The 19,604-nt window shown below is 71.5% G+C and carries 9 protein-coding genes and 1 pseudogene; 1 reads left to right on the top strand and 9 read right to left on the bottom strand.

The window, feature by feature from the left end:
• Positions 1-56 precede the first annotated feature (56 nt).
• Positions 57-569 (bottom strand): annotated as a pseudogene (locus tag HK415_RS26870) (Ig-like domain-containing protein); the annotation flags it as partial.
• Between HK415_RS26870 and HK415_RS24625 the strand changes: the two are divergent.
• Positions 484-732 carry a hypothetical protein gene (locus tag HK415_RS24625; RefSeq protein ID WP_253261785.1) on the top strand — a complete coding sequence of 83 codons (249 nt, stop codon included), beginning with the start codon at positions 484-486 and terminating at the stop codon, positions 730-732. The pseudogene HK415_RS26870 and the gene HK415_RS24625 sit on opposite strands and share 86 nt — an antisense overlap.
• On the opposite strand, the gene HK415_RS06035 is transcribed toward HK415_RS24625, so the two are convergent.
• From HK415_RS06035 to HK415_RS06005, 8 genes are all read right to left on the bottom strand, one after another.
• On the bottom strand, positions 707-10,606 hold the full coding sequence (locus HK415_RS06035; protein WP_171557337.1) for a tandem-95 repeat protein: 9,900 nt from the start codon (positions 10,604-10,606) through the stop codon (positions 707-709). The two genes, HK415_RS24625 and HK415_RS06035, sit on opposite strands and share 26 nt — an antisense overlap.
• Before the next feature lie 7 nt (positions 10,607-10,613).
• Positions 10,614-11,483: an efflux RND transporter periplasmic adaptor subunit gene (locus tag HK415_RS06030; RefSeq protein WP_171557334.1), complete on the bottom strand. Its 870-nt coding sequence runs from the start codon at positions 11,481-11,483 to the stop codon at positions 10,614-10,616.
• A 97-nt stretch (positions 11,484-11,580) separates the two neighbouring features.
• Entirely contained in the window at positions 11,581-12,003 is a 423-nt protein-coding gene (locus HK415_RS06025) for a preprotein translocase subunit SecA (protein ID WP_171557332.1), read from the bottom strand.
• Complete coding sequence (locus tag HK415_RS26170) at positions 11,967-13,370, bottom strand: preprotein translocase subunit SecA (RefSeq protein WP_309246807.1); 1,404 nt, start codon at positions 13,368-13,370, stop codon at positions 11,967-11,969. Before HK415_RS26170 ends, HK415_RS06025 begins: the two co-directional genes overlap by 37 nt.
• A 740-nt stretch (positions 13,371-14,110) precedes the next feature.
• Positions 14,111-15,589 (bottom strand): PqqD family peptide modification chaperone, encoded by a 1,479-nt coding sequence (locus HK415_RS26165; protein ID WP_309246595.1) that lies wholly within the window; start codon positions 15,587-15,589, stop codon positions 14,111-14,113.
• The gene (locus HK415_RS06015) at positions 15,568-16,890 is read right to left on the bottom strand and encodes a GAF domain-containing protein (RefSeq protein ID WP_171557327.1); all 1,323 of its coding nucleotides are present in this window, start codon (positions 16,888-16,890) and stop codon (positions 15,568-15,570) included. The genes HK415_RS26165 and HK415_RS06015 overlap by 22 nt, the downstream gene beginning before the upstream one ends.
• A gap of 164 nt (positions 16,891-17,054) precedes the next feature.
• Complete coding sequence (locus HK415_RS06010) at positions 17,055-17,537, bottom strand: VOC family protein (RefSeq protein ID WP_171557324.1); 483 nt, start codon at positions 17,535-17,537, stop codon at positions 17,055-17,057.
• The gene (locus HK415_RS06005) at positions 17,537-19,585 is read right to left on the bottom strand and encodes an acetyl-CoA carboxylase biotin carboxylase subunit (protein ID WP_171557322.1); all 2,049 of its coding nucleotides are present in this window, start codon (positions 19,583-19,585) and stop codon (positions 17,537-17,539) included. The genes HK415_RS06010 and HK415_RS06005 overlap by 1 nt, the downstream gene beginning before the upstream one ends.
• Positions 19,586-19,604 lie beyond the last annotated feature (19 nt).

The following is a 19,604-nucleotide window of genomic DNA, read 5'->3' as shown; positions in this document are numbered from 1 at the left end:
GCGACCGTGAGGGCCAGCGTGCTGCTCGCGCCGGTGTTGGTGAGGTACGTGACCTGCGGCACCGTGCCGTTCCAGTTCAACGCGGGCGTGAAGGACCAGGCACCGGTGGCATCCAGCGTGAAGCTGCCGGTGCCGGAGAGGGCGACGGTCGTGCCGGCCGCATGGCTCGCGCCGCCGATGCTGAAGCTCGCGACCTGCAGCGCCGTCTCGACGTCGCTGTCATTGGCGAGCACGTTCCCGGAGACCGGCGTGTCCTCGTCGGTGGACACCGTCTCCGGGGTCATCACGGACGGGTCGTCCACGGCGGCAACCGCGATGTCCAGCGTGCTGCCCGCCGCGGTGTTGGTGGAGTAAGTGACTTGCGGGACCGCCCCGTTCCAGTTCGGCGCCGGCGTGAAGCTCCAGGCACCGTCGGCCGCCAGGCTGAAGCTGCCCGCTCCGGCAATCGCCACCGTCGTGCCCGCCGCGTAGCTGGTGCCACCGATGCTGAAGCTGGCCACCTGCAGGCTGGAGTCGATGTCCGTGTCGTTCGCCAGGACGTTGCCGGACGCGACGTTGTCCTCGTTCACCGCTGCCGCATCGGCGACGGCGACCGTGGCGTCGTCGACCGCATTCACCGTGATGGCGAGCGCACTGCTCACGCCCGTAGCGGTGGTGTACGTGACCTGCGGCACCGTGCCGTTCCAGTCGGCCGCGGGGGTGAAGCTCAGGCGCCGTTCGCGCCCAGCGTGAAGCTGCCCGCCGCGCCGATCGCAACCGTGGCGCCCGCGCCGTAGCTGGTGCTGCCGATGGTGAAGCTGGCGACGGCCAGCGGAGAGTCCACGTCCGAATCGTTCCCCAGCACGTTGCCGCTGACGACCGTGTCCTCGGGCGTGGACGCGGTGTCGGCCACGGTCACCGTCGCGTCGTCGACCGCGGCCACGTTCAGGGTGACGTCGACGAGGGCGGTACCTCCGCGCCCGTCGCTCACCGTGTAGCTGAACCCGGCCGCACCGAAGAAATTCAGATTCGGCGTGAACACGATGTCGCTGCCGACGATCGCCACGCTGCCGCCGAAGGCGCCGCCCACGGCGCTGATGGTGAGCGGATCGCCATCCACGTCGCTGTCGTTGGCCAGCAGGCCGGCGATGGGCACCGAGAACACCTGGTCCTCGGTTCCAGTCAGCGTTTCGGGCGTGCCTGGCACCGGCGCGTCGTTGACCTCGGCCACGCTGACGCTCACCGTCGCATCCGAGCTTGCGCCGCTGGCATCCATGACCGTGTAGCGGAAGCTGCCAGTTCCCGCGAAGTTGCTGCCCGGCGTGAACACGATGCTGCCGTTGATCAGCGCGACGCTGCCATTGACGGCATCGAACACCGCGGTGATCGCGACCGGCTCGCCGTCGTACTCGCTGTCGTTGGCCAGCAGGGTGGCCGGCGCGAGGGTCAGCGCCACGTCTTCGGTGGCGGCCGCTGTGTCGTCGCGTGCCACGGGCGCATCGGCGGCCGCGGCCAGGTCGATGGTGACGGTCCCGATGGACTCGGCCCCCACCGCATCCTGCACCGTGTACGTGAACACGGCCTGCCCGTTGAAGTGCGCGGCCGGCGTGAAGGTGATCACGCCGCCCGAGAGGCTGACGCTGCCGCCGCTGACGGGCGTCACGCCCGTGAGGGTCAGCACGCTGCCTTCGACGTCGCTGTCGTTGGCCAGCAGCCCGGCGGCCGTGACGGTGAGCGGCGTGTCTTCGCTGCCCGTCAGCGCATCGCCGCCCACCAGCGGGGCGTCGTTCACCGGCGTGACCGTGACCGTGGCGAACGCGGTGGACAGGCCGCCGTTGCCGTCGGAGATGGTGTAGTAGAAGCCCGCGGTGCCGAAGAAGTCGGCATCGGGCGTGAACACGACGTTGCCGCCGACCAGGTTCACCTGCCCGTTGGGTCCGTCCGCCACGCTGATGATCGAGAGGCCGTCTCCCTCGGGATCTGTGTCGTTGCCCAGCAGCGTCGCGGGCGCGATCGTCAGCGGCGTGTCTTCGGGCGTGCTGCCCACGGCGTCGTCGACCGCCACCGGCAGGTCGTTCACCGGCAGCACGTTCACGGTCACCGTCGCGGTCGACGTGCCGCCGAAGCCGTCGGAGATGGTGTAGCGGAAACTGGCGACACCCACGTAGTCCGCACTGGGCGTGAAGACCACGTCGGTGCCGGACAGCTGCACCGAGCCGCCCACGGAGTTGCCGACGCCGGTGACGACCAGCGTGTTGCCCTCGATGTCCTCGTCGTTGCCGGTCAGCAGCGCCGTGGCCAGGGTGATGGCCGTGTCCTCGCTGGTGCTCGCCAGGTCCGCCCGCGCCAGCGGCGCGTCGTTCACCGGGGTGAGGTTCACCGTGACGGTCTTCGTGGTGAGCCCGCCGTTGCCGTCGCTGACGGTGTAGCTGAAGCTGCCGGCGCCGATGCCATTCAGGTTGGCGTTGGGCATGAAGACCACGTTCACCCCCGACATCGCCACGGTGCCACCCGTTGCATCGCCGACCGCAACGATGGCCAGGCTGTCGCCATCCGCGTCGCTGTCGTTCCCCAGCAGCATGGCCGGGTTGACCACCAGCGGCTCGTCCTCGTTGCCGGTGACCGCGTCGTCGGTCGCGGCGGGCGCGTCGTTGACCGGCGTGACGGTGACAGTCACCGTCGCGACGTGGCTGGCGCCCTGCGCGTCCTCGATGGTGTAGCTGAAGCTCGTCGTGCCGTGGAAGTTCGTGTTCGGGGTGAACACGACCTGGCCGCCGACGACCTGCGCCGTTCCGTCCGGGCCGCCGCCGGCCGCGGTGATGGTGAGCGCCGAGCCGTCCACGTCGCTGTCGTTGGCCAGCAGGGTCGCGGGCAGGAGGGTCACGGGCGTGTCCTCGGCCACGGTGATCGCGTCGTCGCGCGCGACCGGGGCGTCGTTCACCGCCGACAGGTTCACGGTGACGGTGGCCGTCGAAGTGCCGCCCCGGCCGTCCGAGATCGTGTAGCTGAAGCTGCCGGCGCCCGCGCCGTTCAGGTTGGCGCCGGGCGTGAACACGATGTCGCCGTTGACGATTCCGACGGTGCCGCCGACGGCGGCGCCCACGCTTGTGACGGTGCGCGGCCCGGCGTCGACGTCGGTGTCGTTGGCCAGCAGGTCCGCCGGCGCGATGACCAGCGCCACGTCCTCGGTGCCGGTCACGGTGTCTGCGTTCGCCACCGGCGCGTCGTTGACGTCGGCCAGCACGATGCTCACCGTTCCCGTCGCCTGCAGGCCCTGCGCGTCCTGCACGGTGTAAGTGAAGCTCGCGGCGCCGAAGTGGTTGGTTGCGGGCGTGAAGACGATCTGGCCGTTGACCAGGGCCACGGAGCCGCCGACGGCGTTCGCGACGCCGGTGATGGCGAGCGCGCCGGCGCCGTCGTCGGTGTCGTTGGCAAGCAGCGCGACCGGGGCCAGGGTGAGGACCTCGTCTTCGTTGCCACTGGCGCTGTCGGCAAGCGCCACCGGCGCGTCGTTCACCGGTGTCACCGTGACGTTGACGATGCCGGTGGCGACGCCGCCGTTGCCGTCGTCGATGGTGTAGCTGAAGCGCGCAGGCCCGCTGAAGTCGGCGGTCGGCGTGAAGGTGATGGTGCTGCCGGCCAGGCTCACCGTGCCGCCGGTCACAGCGCTCACGCCGGTGATGACGGGCGTGCCGCCGTCGAGGTCGAAGTCGTTCTGCAACAGGTCCGCCACGGGAATCACCAGCGGCGTGTCCTCCGTCGTGCCGAGGTTGTCGGTGCCCGCGACCGGGGCGTTCAGGCCCAGGCCCACGTTGACGCTCACGAAGGCGGTGGCCGTGCCGCCGCGGCCGTCGCTGACCGTGTAGCTGAAGGTGTCGACGCCCAGGAACAGGACGTTGGCGTTGTACAGCAGGTTGCCGCCGACGATGCTCACGCTGCCGTTCTGCGGCGTCCCCACGGCGCTGATCGCCAGGGTGTCGCCATCGACGTCGGTGTCGTTGCCCAGCAGGCCGGCGACCGGGATGAACAGCGGAACCGTCGTGGTGGCGCTGACGGCATCGTTGCCGCCGACCGGGTTGTCGTTGACGGCGGCGACGTCCACCCGCACGGTGCCGGTCGCGGTACCGCCGCTGCCATCGGAGAGCGTGTAGCTGAAGGTCGCGGGGCCGTCGAAGTTGGCCGCCGGCGTGAAGACGATGCTGCCGTTGACCAGCGCCACGGTGCCACCGGTGCCGCTGGCCACCGCGGTGACGGCCAGCGCGCCGACGGGCGTGTCGATGTCGGTGTCGTTGGCAGCCAGGGTCGCGGGGTCCATGGTAAGCGGCGTGTCCTCGGTGCCTGCCACCACGTCGGCCGCCGTGGCGGGCGCATCGTTCACCGGCGTGACGGTGATCGTGACGGCCTGCACCAGCGTGTCGTCGCCGCCGCCGTTGTCCCTGACGTGGAAGCTGAAGGTGCCGGTACCCGTCGCGTTGGCGGCGGTGACGAAGCGCATCCCGCGCAGTTGCGTGATCGTGTAGTCGCCCGGCGCCACGTCCGTGCCGTCGGCCAGCGTGATGCGTCCCAGCGTGGCCGGCGGCAGCGCGGCGATGGTGAAGGCCAGCACCTGACCGCTCTCGTCGCCCCCGCCGCCGGGCGCGTAGCTCACCGCGCCCAGTCCCAGCGTGGTGCTCCCGCTGTCTTCCGCCACCGTCAGGTCGGCCACGACGCCGCCGACCGGCGCGTCGTTCACCGCCAGCACGGTGATGCCGGAAGCGGCGGTGCCGGTGCTGAAGGCGGTGCCCGAGCCGGCCAGCGCCGCGTTGCCCACGCTGCCGGCCGTTCCATTGCTGCCGTCCCAGGCCGCGAAACCGATGGTGGCCGTGCCGTTCCAGTCGGCGGTGGGCACGAAGCGCACGCGCGTCAGCGCATCGGCCAGCAGCAGACGCGCGCTGCCGGCGCTCGGCGTGCCGAAGGTGGTCCAGGTGGTGCCGCCGTCGCGCGTGTACTGCCAGCTGCCGTTGCTGTTGTCGTCGGCCGCGATCACTGCGATGCCGCGCGCCCCGGTCGGGTCCACCACCTGCCCCGCGACCAGGTCGGACACCAGCGTGCCGTCGTTCGTGGTGGCGTCTTCGGCAATCGCGGCCAGCGGGTTGGCGCCATTCAGGACCGGCGCGCGGTTGGTCACCGTGAGCGTGAGCGAATGCGTGGCGCTGTCGATGGCGCCGTTGCCGGTGCCGCCGCTGTCCTGCACCACGAAGCTCACGACACCGGTGCCCGGCGTCCCGTTGGCGGCCGAGCGGAACAGCATGCCCTGGAACTGCGCCTGCGAGTAGCTGGTGCCCAGGGCCACCGCGGTCACGCCGTCGGCGAGCAGGATCTGGACCTTGTCGGAAATGGCGGTGAAGGTGTAGCCCAGGGCCTGCGCGGCCTCGTCGGTGGCGGTCGCGGGTCCCGGCGCGTAGCCGCCGCTGGCCAGCAGTGCCACCGGCTCTGCGCCCTCCTCCACCGTGCCGCCCGTGGCGCCCACCGCGACGGGCGCGTCGTTGCGCGGCGTCAGCGTGACCACGGTCACCGCGGTGGCGACGCTGTACGCGAAGGGGCCGCCGTTGTAGGTGGCGTCCCCGTAGGTGCCGTTGCTGCCGACGGTCTGGTCCCAGGCGCGGAACGTCAGGCTGACGGTGCCGATGCTGCTGTTGAAGTCGGCCGAGGGCAGGAAGCGCAGGCGCGTCTGCGTGTCTGCGGCCAGCTGCAGCGCGCCGCCGTTGCTCACGCTGTTGATCGTGATCCAGTTGCCGCCGCCGTCGGTGGTGAACTGCCAGGTGCCGCTGCCGGTCATGCCCACGACCGCCATGCCGCCCGGGCTGCCGGTGGTGTCGAGGATCTGGCCCGCCACGACGTCCGCGACCAGCATGCCCGAGCGCTGCGCCGGCGCGGCCCAGGGCGGCGGGTTGCCGGGCGGCGTGTTGCCCGTCCAGTCGAAGTCCTCGAACACGGTCAGCGGCGAGTTGGCGCCATTGAGCACCGGCGCGCGGTTGACCACGACGCTGACGGTGAAGGTGCCCGTGTTGCTGCCGCCGTTGAGCGTGTTGCCGCTGTCGGTCACGGCGAAGGAGAAGGCCTCCGTGCCGAGCGCGCCGACGCCATAGGACAGGAACTGCATGCCCTGGATCTGCGCCAGCGAGTAGGCCTGGTTCAGGACCACCTGCGTGCCATCCGCCAGCCAGGTCGTGCCCAGCCCGGAGGGCAGGCTGGTGATGCGGTAGCTCGTGATCGCCTGGCTGGCTTCGTCGGTGCCGCCGCCGGGCCCGAAGCTCACGCCGGCCAGGCCCAGCGAGGTGAGCGGCGAGCCATCGAGCAGGATCAGCGGCGCCAGCGCCACGCCGGGCGCGTCGGTGCGCGTGGGCGCGTCGTTGACGGCGCCGACCGTGACCGTGGCGCTCGCCGTCGCGGAACTGAAGGCGCTGGTGCCGCCGTTGACGCTGGTGTCGGCGGTTCCGCCTGCGGCGCCGCTGCTGCGGTCCCAGGCGCGGAAGGTGAGCGCGGGCGTGATGCCGTTCCAGTCGGCGCTGGGGTTGAAGCGCACGCGCCACTGGCCGGCGGTGGACAGCAGGACGGCGTTGCTGCTGCTGGCCGCGCCCAGGGAGTTCCAGGTCGTGCCGCCGTCGCTGGTGTACTGCCAGCTGCCGGCGGCGGTCGTTGCGGCGCTGGTGACCGCGATGCCCAGCATGTTGCCGGGATCGGTGGCCCTGCCGGCGATCAGGTCGGCCACCCGCATCCCGTTGCCGGGCGTGTCTTCGACGATCCCCGGGATCGCGTTGGCGCCCGTGAGCGTCGGCGCGACGTTGCGCACGGTGATCGTGATGGATTCGTCGAGCGTGTCCACGCCGCCGTTGGCGGTGCCGCCGTTGTCCTGCACCTTCCAGCTGAAGCTGCCGGTGACGCCCTGCGCCCCCGCCGCCGGCCGGAAGCGCATGCCCTGGACCTGCTGGATCGTGTAGCTCGTGTTCGCGTTGACGGCGGTGAGGCCGTCGGCGAGGTAGACCGTTCCCAGTGCCGCTGACGGCAGGCCGGTCACGGTGATGGTGAGCACCTGGCTGAAGAATTCCTGCGCCGAATCGCCGGGGATGTACTCCAGCGCGCCCAGGCCCAGCGAGCTCAGCCCCGAGCCTTCGTTGACGGTGACGCTCGACGGCGCCGGCAGGAGCGTGCCGAGGCTCACGCGGTAGCGCAGCGGGGCGTCGTTCACCGGCGCGATGCTCAGTGCAGCGGTGGCGGTGGCGGTGCTGAAGGCGCTGCTGCCGCCGTTGATGTTCGTGTTGGCGTTGCCGTCCCCCTGGGAACCACTGCTGCCGTCCCAGGCACGGAAGCTGAATCCCTGGACGGGGCCATTGGCGCTGACCGTGTCGTTGACGAAACGCACGCGCGCATCCGGGCCCAGCAGCAGCGCGCTGGTGTTGCCGCCGACCAGCGTCAGCCAGCTGCCGCCGCCGTCGAGGCTGTACTGCCAGGTGCCGTTGGCGCTGCCCGGGGATGGCACCGAGACCACGGCGATGCCGTAGGCGCCGCCGGGATCGCTGACGCCGCCGGCGACGATGTCGGACACCCGCGTTCCGCTGCCCGGCGCGTCCTCCAGCTGCGTGAACGCATTGGGCGTCCCGAGCACAGGCGCCACGTTGCTCACTGCAATCGCGAGGTTCTGGATTCCCAGGCTGTCCACGCCGCCGTCGGCCGTGCCGCCGCTGTCGCGCACGGTGAACGAGAACGTGTCGCTGCCGGGCCCGGCCGTCTGCAGGCGCATGGCCTGCAGCTGGGCCAGGGTGTAGGTGTTGCCCAGGACGACGGCCGTGCCGTCGGCCAGCTGCAAGCTGCCGGCCCCGGTGGGCAGCCGCGTCACGACGATGGTGATCGCCTGCGTGGCCTCGTCGCTGCCGCCGCCTGGCGCGAAGTTGAAGCCGGCCGCCGCCAGCGACACCGGGGTCGCGCTCTGCGCGAAGGCGAGGCTCGCCGCCGGCGCGCCCACCCGCACCGGTGCGTCGTTCACGCCGGTCACCGTCACGGTGGGCGAAGCGGTGGCGCTGCTGAAGGCACTGTTGCCGCCCGGGGATGGGATGGCCACCGTGGCTCCGGCCGCACCGGTGCTGCGGTCCCAGGCGCGGAAGGTGATGGAACTGCTGCCGCTGAAGTCCGCGTCGGGCACGAAGCGCACGCGGGTGGCGCTGTCCGCCGCCAGCAGCAGGCCCTGGCCGGCCGGGGGCATGGCCAACGTGGACCAGGCCACGCCGTCCAGCGTGTACTGCCAGCTGCCGTTGGCGCTGTCCACTGCGGTGACCGCGATGCCTTGCAGCGCACCCGAGTCCTGGTCGCTGGCGTGCCCCGCCACCAGGGCCGACACCAGCGTGCCGCTGCCTGCGCCCGCGTCTTCCAGTTGTGCGGGGAGATCGGCAGCGCCGTCCAGCACGGGAGCCCGGTTCGGGAAGGCGTTGAAGACGGCGACGAGGCCGTCCCCGCCCGTGCCGATCGCGTCCATGTAGCCGTCGGCGGTGGCCAGGCCGGCGGTGACGGTGGAGCCGGCCACGTACAGGCGTTCGCCGCTGCCCCAGGCGGCGGCGCCGGGGGCGAAGCCGGTGCCGTAGTAGCTGCCGTAGACCAGGTCGCCGCTGCCTGTGCCTTGCGGATGGAGCACCATGACGAAGCCGGTCTGTCCGCTCGTGTTGCTGCTCTGGAGCGCGTCGGCTGTCGTCGGGAAGTCCGAGGTGTCGGTCTGGCCGACGATCGCCACGTAGCCTCCCGACACGGCCACGCCGGTGGGACTGTCGGTGAGCGTGGCGGAGAGGGTGCCGCCGGCGTTCCTGCTGCCGCCGACGAAGGTCGAATACGCCAGCGAGCCGCTGCCTGCCACGCTCGTGTCGTAGATGCGCAGGAAGCCCGTTTCGTGCGCGTACGCGGTGGTGGCGAAGGCGCCCGGCGTCGTGGCGAAACCCTGGTCCGGGTCCCTGGTGCGGCCGACGACGTAGGCCTTGCCGTCGTCCGACGCCGCGAGCGCGGTGACGGTGTCGGCCTTCATGTGGCCGATGTAGGTCGAATAGAGGATGGAGCCGGCGGCACTGTACTTCACCAGGAAGCCGTCGCCGCCGGCCATGGCCTGGGCCTGCGCCCCGCCGGTGATGGCGAGGTCGCTGGAGAGGGTGTTGCCGGCCACGTAGAGGTTGCCGGCGGAATCCAGGGCGATGCCGGCCGCGCCGTCCGCGCCGCTGCCGCCGTACTGCAGCTTCAGCGCCGACGCGCCGCCGGCGCTGTACTTGTAGACGAAGGCGTCGTCCGAGGATCCGGACAGCGTGCCGGCCGCATAGACATTGCCGCCGGCATCGACCGCCACGCCGCCGCCCGTGTCGGTGTTGCCGCCGCCGCCGATGTAGGTGCTGAACACCAGGGCGTTGCCCGCCGCGTCCAGCTTGAAGAGGAAGGCATCCTGGGTGCCGCTGCGGCTGGCCTGGTCGCTGCCCGTGCCGACGCCGGCGAAATCGGTGGACCGCGTCCAGCCGGTGACGATGGCGTTGCCGCCTGCGTCCACCGTGATGGACGTGCCCTGCTCGTTGCCGCTGCCCCCGACCCGGGTGGCGTACACCAGCGTGCCGAGGTCGGCGCTGAACTTGGCGACGTAGGCCTCGTTGCCGTCGCTGCCGCCGGCGATGCGCGTGGCGAAGCTGCCGGCGCTGGACGTCGTGTGGCCGGTGACGTAGACCGAGCCGTCGCCGCCGACCGCCACGCCCAGCGCAGTCTCCGCGCCGCCTTCGCCGAAATAGCTGGCGTGCAGCAGCACCGGGTCCACCACCAGCGCGCGGCTGGTGTCGTACGCGCCCACCACGATGCGCACGCTGCCGTCGGCCTGCAGCTCGTAGCGGCTGTCCACCGCCTCCCGCCCGCCCGGCCCCTCCTGGTAGCTGACCGGTGCCTGGAAGCGGATCTCGCGCGCGGTGCCAGCGACCGCCAGCACCAGGTCGCCGTTGGCGTCGAGGCGGACGCTGTCGGTGCCGTGGAAGCGCAGCTGCAGCTGCGACGCGTCGGCGCCGGCGGCCAGCAGGAAGTCGTATTCCAGCTGTCCCTGGTTGCCGTAGTAGCGGATGTCGATGCCGTCGTAGACGCCCTGGTAGCGCACGCTGCCGTAGTTGGCGATGTCCGTGACCCAGTCCTGCTGCGCGCCCACCAGGTAGTTGGACCGCGTCTGCTGCAGGTTCTCGCCCACCGCCGTGCCGGGCGCGGCGCCCACCAGTTCGAGCCGCACGGCCTGGTCGGCGCCATCGAGCAGCAGTTCGGCCTGGCCGGAGCCCAGGCGCACGGCGTAGCCGACGCCGCTGGCCGCGAAATCCACGCCCTCGCCCAGCTGGCCGGCCTCGGCCTCGAACTGAAGCGGGGTGAGCGCATAGGCCGCGCGTACCTCCGCCGCCGTCGGCGTGGCCGCGGCCTGCGCGCCGTACTCGTAGGTGGACGTGAGCGTGCGCGTCTCGGCCGACTGCGTGTCCGTCGTCGCCGCCAGCAGCGCACCCGCATCCGCCGAATACAGCAGCCGCGGTTCCAGCCACTCCGCATGCAGCGCCACCCGCCGCGCTCGCGCAGGCCGTTTGCGTCGCAGCAGGTCTTTCAGCATGGCGGCGTCAGAGACGCGGCGTGGCCCGCAGGCTCGGCGTCAGCTGGGGCTGCAGTTGCGGGGGCGCGTCCGAGCGCGACACGGGCCGGGGCGTCGCCGGCGCCTCGCTCCCGGGGAGTTCCGCCTTGCAGCGCAGGCCCGCGGGCAGCTGGTTGCCGGGGTTGGGCAGCGACAGGCGCACGCGGAAGGTGTTGCTGGCGCCTTCGATCACCTTGTCCACCAGGGACACGGTGGCGATGCGCGGCTGCGCGCCCGGGAAGTCGGGAGCGATGCGCATCGGCGTGCCCTTGCGCACGGCCGGATAGAGGCTGGCCGGCATCACGACTTCGACGCGCAGGGGATCGACGACGGCGATGCGGAACATCGCCTTCTCCTCGACCCGCTCGCCCACCGAGAGGTAGCGATCGGCCACCACGCCGTCGCTCGGGCTGCGGATGGTGCGCAGGCCCAGCTGCGCGCGCGCGAGCGCGTGTTCGCGCGCGTAGATGTCGCGCTGCTCGCGCGCCTGGATCAGGCGGTTCTCCGCCACCGACGCTTCGGCGCGGGCCTGTTCCAGCGCCTGGGCGCTGATGAATTCCTGGCGGGCGAGGTCGACGGCGCGGGCCAGCTTCTGGCGGGCGAGTTCGGCGTTGGCCTCGGCGGCCTTCAGCTCGCCGACGCCCTGGGCGCGGCCCTCGGCGACACCGACCGACATGCGTTCGACGTCGGCGCGCAGGGTGGCGAGGGGCTGGCCGGCACGGACGCGGTCACCGCGTTCGACATGGACCTGTTCGATGACGCCCACGACGGGGCTGCCGAGATCGGAGACGCTGAAGGGCTCGATCAGGCAGCCTAGGGGCTGCGGCGGCGCGGCCTGGACGGCAGGCGCGAGCAGCAATAGCGCAGGCAGCAGCGTTCGACTGCACCGGATCATCCCAACCCCCAGCGACTGAAATTCAGGTCGCGTTCTTCGTTTTCTGCCAGGTGCGCGAGTCTTACACGTTGTTGCGTTCTCGTGAAGGCCTCCAGCGCCTGTGCCGCCCGAAGGCTCGCCCAGGAGAGCGAACGGGGAAACCGAGGCCACGCACCGTCGCCTGCCACGAGGCAGGCAGCCAGCGTTGCAGCAGCGGGAAGTCCTGGGCGACCATCACCTCGCAACTCCCGGGCTGGCCCTGGCGCCCCGCCCGGCCGAGGAATTGGCGGTCGATGCGCGCCGACGCATTCAGTTGGCACAGGATCACATGCAGGCCTCCGGCCGCCAGCACCTGCGGATGCAACGTCACGTGCGCGCCGCGACCGGCCATGCTGGTGGCGACCGTCAGACGTCCGGGCTGGCCGGCGGCGGCAATGACCTCGCTCTCCTCCTGGTCCTGGCGCGCGTTCAGCACCACGGGCTTGAGGCCGCGCGCGCGCAGCACTTCGGCCAGTGCCTCCGACTGCTGCACGCTCTCGGTGCCCACCAGCACCGCGCGGCGGGCGCGGCACAGGAGACGGCGCGATCGGCCACGGCCTGCCACAGGGCCTCGCTGTCGGGGAACAGGCCCGTGGGCAGGTGCCGCACCTGGCGCGGCGTGCGCGCTTGCACGCGCACCGTCGCCAGCCCGTAGACCGCGCGCAGTTCCGCGCCGGAGCCGCGCAGCGTGCCGCTGATCCCCGCCAGCCGCAGGTAGCGGACGAAAAAGCGCTGGAAAGTGATCTGGGCCACGGTGGTGTTGCGCGCCGTGGCCTTCACGCCTTCCTTCAGTTCCACCAGCTGGTGCAGCCCGCGGCTCCATGCGCGGCCCGGCGCGGTGCGGCCGGTGGTCTCGTCGACCAGCTGCACCTCGCCCTCCCGCACCACGTAGTCGCGATCGCGCTGCAGCACCCGGCACGCCATCACGGCCAGTTCCAGGATGGAGGCGCGGTGCTGCGGGTGGCCGAGCAGCGGATGCGGATCGACCGGCCAGTGCTGCAGCTGCAGGCGGCCCGTGTCCGTCAGGCGCGCGCTGCCCGCCTCCAGCGTGTAGTCGCGGCCCTGCACCATGCGCTGCGCGATGGCCAGCGCGCGCCGCAGGAAGGCCTGCTCCGCCAGCGCCGGCGCGGCCTGCGACAGAACCAGCGGGACGCGGGCCTCGTCGATCAGGATGGTGTCGGCCTCGTCCAGGATCGCCATGCACAGCCCGCGCAGCACGGGCCCGTGCGTGGCCGGCGTGCCTGCCTCGCGCAGGCGGCGCTCCAGCGGCGACAGGTCCGCCGGCTGCAGCAGGCTGTCGCGCAGGTAGTCGAAGGCCAGCTCCTTGGCCGTGCAATAGGTGACGTCGCAGGCGTACGCGGCGCGCCGCTGCACCAGTTCCATGGGCTGCGAGATCGCCGACACGGCGAGTCCGAGGCGCGCGTAGAAGGGGCGCAATTCGTCGGCGTCGCGCCGGGCGAGGTAGTCGTTGGCGGTGACGACGTGCACCGGCGAGCCGGCCAGCGCGCCGGCGGCGGCGGCAATGGCGATCGCCACCGTCTTGCCCTCGCCCGTGTCCATCTCCACCAGGCGCTGGTCCAAGAGCGCCCGTGCCGCCATCAGCTGCTGCCAGTAGGCCCGCACGCCACGCGACTGCTCCATGGCCACGGCGGACAGGCGCAGCGCCTGCTGCAGCCAGGTGTCGTCGCGGCGGGCCTGCGGAACCTGGCGCAGGGCGCGCAGCGCGTCATCGAGATCTACCGGAGCCGCGAGTTCGGCATGCAGCGCGCGCGCCGCCTGCTCGAGCCCACGCGCGCGCAGCTGCACGGGCCGGCGCAGGTCCTCGATCGGCATGCGCTTCTGCGGATACGGGCCCCAGACGAGCCCGGGGAATGGCCAGGTCGCCGTGCTCATGCCTGGCCGGTCGGGTTGAACTGCTTGATCATCAGCTGCCGCAGCTGCCGCCAGCCATTGCAGGAGCGGCTGCGGCGGCAGCGACAGCTTGACCCAGGCGCGCGCGCCGATGGTGGTGGCGGCCAGCGTCGGCACTTCGGCATCCAGCAGGAACACGGGCAAGCGGGTGCGCATGCCCTGCGGGTCGCCGGGATCCACCGGGATCGGCCCACCCGCGCGGTCGCCCAGCGCGGGCGCCGGCAGTTCGAGCGTCGCGCCCGGTGCGCCCTCGGCCAGGCGGGCCGCATGCGTGGTGCCGGGCGCATCGGCCACGCGCACCTGCACCGCGCGCACGCGGCCGCGCGTGCGCAGGTAATCCTCTTCCAGCAGCGCGATGCGCACGTGTGCGGAGCCACCGGTCAGCACGTGGCCCAGCATGGCGCCGCGCTTGACGTAGCTGCCCGGCAGGTCCTGCGGACGCGCCCAGACGACCTCCCCGGGCAGGTGCGCCCGCACCTCGAGCTGCGCGAGCTGTTCCTCCACGCGTTCCAGCTCCGCCTGGTTGCGATCCAGGTCCTCCGCCACCGCCTGCGCGCGCACCGGTTGCGTGAGCAGCGCGCCGTATTGCTGCGCGAGCAGGCCGGTGCGTTCCGAGGCGATGCGCTCCTGCGCCGCCACCAGCACCGGGTCCTGCAGCACCATCAGCGTCTGTCCCGCCTGCGCGGCGGCGCCCTGCTGCAATGCCAGCGACTCGACGAAGCCGCCCGTGCCCGCGCGCAGCTGCGCCTGCTCCGGCGGCCAGACCACGCCGACCGCCACCACCTGGTTCGGCGCGGGAACCACCAGCAGCAGGACCATCGCAACGGCCGCCACGATGCCGGCGGCGCGCAGGAGCGCCTGCGGGTCAGGGGATCGGCATGGGCCGGGTCTCCGTTCGCCCAGCGCCAGGCATGCCGCCCGGCCCAGGCCAGGAAGGCCAGCGCGGCCAGCCATCCGAGCAGCCAGGATTCGCTGCCGATCCAGGCCACCAGCGTGAGCAGCAGCACCACGCGGTAGACCGCCGCGGCCGGCGCGTAAATCGCAAGCCACTTCGCCTCGCCCTTCGCCAGCAGCGGTGCCGGCCCGGCCACCGGCGCGCCTATCCATTGCCGCCAGCGGCGCGTCCACCACGCCTTGCTGCGCAGGGCCAGGTTGGGCAGCTGCAGCACATCGCACAAGGCGTAGTAGCCGTCGAAGCGCATCAGCGGATTGGCGTTGAACAGCAGCGTGGAAACCGAGCAGATCAGCACGACGACCAGCGCCATGTCGCGCACCACGCCGGGTGCGACCACCAGCCAGAGGCCCAGCGCCAGGCAGGCCAGGCCGACCTCCACCAGGATGCCGGCGGCGCTCACCACGGCGCGATGCCGCGGCAGCGGGAAGGCGTTGGCCGCGCTGGCATCGACGTAGGGTGCCGGCGTGAGGAACATCAGCGTGATGCCGAACTCGTGCACCTGCCCGCCGTAGCGCCGCACGGCCAGGCCGTGGGCCAGCTCGTGCAGCACCTTCACCAGCGGATAGCAGAACCAGGCGAGCAGGTAGCTGGAAGGCGCGCCGAACAGGCGCTGCGCATCGGCCTGCAGTTCGCCGAAGTGCGCACCGGCGGCGAGCAGCGCGACCAGCACCGCGATCCCCCAGGCGAGCAGCGCCGCGGGGCGGAACAGCAGCTGCCCCAACGGCGCGAGGCGTTCCAGCAGCCGCGACGGGTCCGACAGCGGCATGCGCAGCATCAGCGGGTTCATCATCCCGCGGCGGCGCTGGCGGCCGTCTTCCTCGCGGCGGGCGAACAGCAGCGACAGGTGCGGCGCGGAATCGAAGCGGATCATGCCGCCGCGAAAGAGCTGGGCCAGCAGCCGCAGCACTTCGTCCTGCGTCGGCGCGTCCTCCCTTTGCTGCAGCAGTTGCCGCTGCCAAAGTTGCTCCACCGACGCCGCGCCGTCGAAGCGCGCAACCAGTGCATAGGCAGCGGGGTTCAGGCGCAGCTGGCGGCCGGAGGCCGGTTCGACGAGAACGTGCCAGGCCTGCTCGCGCACCTGCTGCCGCACGATCCGCAAGCCGGGCACCAGGTTGGGCCGCAAGGCCGCCACGCGGTGCCACGAGTTGCTGACCAGCGGCTCGCTCACCAGGGTGTCACTTTCCACCAGGCCAGGCGCAGCCAGTCGAGCGCGCGATGGCCGAACAGCCAGGCGATCGGGCGCCAGCCGGCGTCCACCTTCGCCACGCCGCTCAGGCCGGGGCGCAGCTGCGGCAGGTTCTGCTCCAGCGCCGCTTCCACTTCGAAGTAGTTACGGCCCTCCGCCGTCGAGGCCACCGGCACGATGCGCCGCGTGACGAAGGACAGCGTGCGATCCGGCTGCGCGGCCAGCGCCAGCGCACCGCGCTGCCCGGGGCGGATCGCGCCGACGTCGGCCTCGTCCACTTCCAGGATCAGCCGGAAGCTGTCGTTCGGCGCCAGCACCATCAGCACCTCGCCGCGCTGCACCGGCGCGCCCAGGTTCTGGTTCAGGTCGCCCTTGATCACGATGCCGTCGAAGGGCGCCTCGATGCGCGCGCGCACCAGCTGCGCCTCCACCAGCGACAGCATGGCCTGCGCCTCGGCGGCCTTGGCCTGGAAGGTGACCATCTGTGAGCGGTCGGCGCGCGCCTGCGCGGCGCGGTAGGCGCTTTCGTGCTGGCGCAATTCGCTTTCGCGCCGGCGGCGTTCCAGCTCCAGGTCCTGGGAGGCGAGTTCCGCCAGCACCTGGCCGGCCTTCACGCGGTCGCCGGGTCGCACGTTGGCCTGCTGCAGGAAGCCGTCGGTGGCGGCGACCACCGCGCGCTGCACCGAGCCTTCCAGCCGCGCCGGGGCGCTGACGCGCCAGGGCACCGGGATCGCGAGCGCGAGCAGCAGCACGGCGACCCCGCCCGCGACGGCCATCTGGCGCCGCGTGGGATGGGCGAGGCATGCACGCGCGGCCTGCGCGACGCGCCGGTGCCAGGGCTGGGCCAGCTCGCGCTTGAGTTCGAAGACCGGGCCGGCCAGCCGCGAGAGGTCGGCCAGCGCCAGCAGCTCCGCGCTGGTGAAACCCGGCGCGTTGCGTTCCAGGGTCAGCGCGCCGACGACGCGCGTGCCGTCCACCAGCGGCAGGCTGCAGGCCGCGCCGGATGCCGCCAGCTGGCGCTGCGCGAGGGTGACGAGATCCTGCCCGGGGAGCGGCGGCCAGGCGACCACCTGCTGCTGGTCCAGCGCTTCCTGCATGGCGTCGAGGAGCGCGCTGGCTGCCGGCTGGCCGGGCTGGAGTTCAGCCGGATGCGAGCTGCCCGCAAGGCGCAGCACGCCGTCTTCCAGCACGCCGACGGAGCCGCGCGCGCAGCGCAGCATCTCGCACAGCTCGCTGCAGAAGCCGGCGGCGGCCTCCGCCAGGCCGGGCCGGGACAGCGCCGCCGCAAGGGGACGCAGCAACAGGCCATGCGCCGGCACGGCCGGCACCTGGCCAGCCGGTAGCGTGGGCGGGCTGGAGGAGTCCATTTGTTACAGAGAAGCAACAAATTGTCTCCCCCCTCCGTGGGACGCGAGGGCAAAGTACCGGGCGGCGCGTTTGGCTGCCGGAACGGTAGGGATGCGGCTTAGAAGCTGCCGGCGGCCAGCGCCTCGAAAGCGCGCACCACCTCGGGCGGCGCCTGCACCAGTTCGATCAGCACGCCTTCGCCGCCGATGGGGAACTGCTCGTTGCCCTTGGGATGGACGAAGCAGATGTCGAAGCCGGCGCCGCCGCGGCGGATGCCGCCGGGTGCGAAGCGCAGGCCCTGTGCCGTGAGCCACTCCACCGCCTTGGGCAGGTCGTCGATCCACAGGCCGACGTGGTTCAGCGGCGTGGCGTGCACGGCGGGCTTCTTCTCCGGATCCAGCGGCTGCATCAGGTCCACTTCGACCTTCAGCGGGCCGATGCCGAGGGCGCAGATGTCCTCGTCGACGTTCTCGCTGGCGCTGCGGAAGGTGCCGGTGACCTCCAGGCCGAACAGGTCCACCCAGAGCTTCTGCAACTTCAGCTTGTCGGGGCCGCCGATGGCGATCTGCTGGATCCCCAGCACCTTGAAGGGACGCGTCATCACTGGAACTCCACGATCGGCTGGTCCACGGCGAGCGATTCGCCCTTGGCGGCCAGCACCTTGCCGACCACGCCGTCGGCGGCGGCGAACAGCACGTTTTCCATCTTCATCGCCTCGATGACGGCGAGCCGCTCACCGGCCTGGACCTTCTGGCCCGGTTGCACGGCGACGTCCACCAGCAGGCCCGGCATGGGCGACAGCAGGAAGCGGCTCATGTCCGGCGGTGCCTTGTAGGGCATCAGCTTGTGCAGTTCCGCCGTGCGCGGCGTGAGCACCAGCGCGTCGAAGCGCCTGCCGTTGTGGCTGACGCGCAGCGCCAGCGGGTTCTTGCCGACGCCGCGTTCGACCTGCGCGGTGAAGGCGGTGCCGTTGACCGTGCCGCGGATGCGCGCGCCGCCCAGGTGCCAGCGGCTGCAGATCGCGTACTTGCGCCCATTGGTTTCCACCACGCTGGAGCCGCTCTGCGCCTCGAAGTCGGTGACGCGCGCCGGCTGGTGCTGGTTCTTGCCCTCCGCGTCCAGCTTGACGACCACGAACTCGTCGCCCACCTTGAACTCGTGCCCGCGCATCTGGCCGGTGATGCCGGCCGAGCGCTCCAGCGCCTTGCGGTTGACGTAGGCCGCGAGCGCGGCCAGGAAGTCCTCGTCGTCGTGCGGCACGTCCTCGGCGCGGAAGCCGCGGCCGTAGTGTTCCGCGATGAAGCCGGTGTTGAAGTCGCCGGCCACGAACTTCGGGTGCGCCAGCAGCGCCGCCTGGAAGGGGATGTTGCTCGACACGCCGCGGATCACGAAGCCGTTGAGGGCCTCGCGCATCTTGGCGATCGCGTCGTTGCGGTCCGTGCCATGCACGATCAGCTTGGCGATCATCGAGTCGTAGAACATCGGGATCTCGCCGCCCTCGCCCACGCCGGTGTCCACGCGCACGCCCAGCAGGTGCTCGGTGTCGGAGGCCCACATGCTGGCCTTGGGCGGCTGGAAGCGCACCAGGCGACCGGTCGATGGCAGGAAATTGCGGAAGGGATCCTCCGCGTTGATGCGGCACTCGATCGCCCAGCCCTTGCGCTTCACGTCGGCCTGCGCCAGCGGCAGCTTCTCGCCGGCGGCCACGCGGATCATCAGCTCCACCAGGTCCAGGCCGGTGATGCACTCGGTGACCGGGTGTTCCACCTGCAGGCGGGTGTTCATCTCCAGGAAGTAGAAGCTCTGGTCCTTGCCGACCACGAATTCCACCGTGCCGGCGCTCTGGTACTTCACGGCCTTGGCCAGCGCCACGGCCTGCTCGCCCATCGCCTTGCGCGTCGCCTCGCTGATGAAGGGCGACGGCGCCTCCTCGATCACCTTCTGGTGGCGGCGCTGGATCGAGCACTCGCGCTCGTTCAGGTAGATCACGTTGCCGTGCGCGTCGCCCAGCACCTGGATCTCGATGTGGCGCGGCTCCTCGACGAACTTCTCGATGAACACGCGGTCGTCGCCGAAGCTGTTGCGCGCCTCGTTGCGGCAGGAGGTGAAGCCCTCGAAGGCCTCCTTGTCGTTGAAGGCCACGCGCAGACCCTTGCCGCCGCCGCCGGCGCTGGCCTTGATCATCACCGGGTAGCCGATGTCCTTGGCGATGCTCACCGCCTGTTCGGCGGTCTCGATGGCATCGTTGTAGCCGGGGATGGTGTTGACCTTCGCTTCCTTCGCGAGCTTCTTGGAGGCGATCTTGTCGCCCATGGCCGCGATGGAATAGTGCTTGGGCCCGATGAAGGTGATGCCCTCTTCCTCCACGCGCCGCGCGAAGTCCTCGTTCTCCGACAGGAAGCCGTAGCCGGGATGGATCGCCTGCGCGCCGGTCTTCTTGCACGCCGCGATGATCTTGTCGGCCACCAGGTAGCTCTCGCGCGAGGGCGGCGCGCCGATGTGCACGGCTTCGTCGGCCAGCGCCACGTGGCGGGCATCGCGGTCGGCGTCCGAATAGACGGCGACTGTCTTGATGCCCATCTTCTTGGCGGTGGCGATCACGCGGCAGGCAATTTCGCCGCGGTTGGCGATGAGGATCTTGCTGAACATGGTTTGTCTCCTCGGTCCT

Source organism: Ramlibacter montanisoli (assembly GCF_013087525.1).
Taxonomy (GTDB): domain Bacteria; phylum Pseudomonadota; class Gammaproteobacteria; order Burkholderiales; family Burkholderiaceae_C; genus Ramlibacter; species Ramlibacter montanisoli.
This window is presented reverse-complemented; position numbering and strand designations above follow the sequence as displayed.

Bases quoted from the DNA above. Each gene is read 5' to 3' on its own strand.
- HK415_RS24625 (WP_253261785.1), top strand. From the start codon at position 484: ATGCTGAAGCTGGCCACCTGCAGGCTGGAGTCGATGTCCGTGTCGTTC.
- HK415_RS06035 (WP_171557337.1), bottom strand. From the start codon at position 10,606: ATGCTGAAAGACCTGCTGCGACGCAAACGGCCTGCGCGAGCGCGGCGG.
- HK415_RS26170 (WP_309246807.1), bottom strand. From the start codon at position 13,370: ATGCCGATCGAGGACCTGCGCCGGCCCGTGCAGCTGCGCGCGCGTGGG.
- HK415_RS06010 (WP_171557324.1), bottom strand. From the start codon at position 17,537: ATGACGCGTCCCTTCAAGGTGCTGGGGATCCAGCAGATCGCCATCGGC.
- HK415_RS06005 (WP_171557322.1), bottom strand. From the start codon at position 19,585: ATGTTCAGCAAGATCCTCATCGCCAACCGCGGCGAAATTGCCTGCCGC.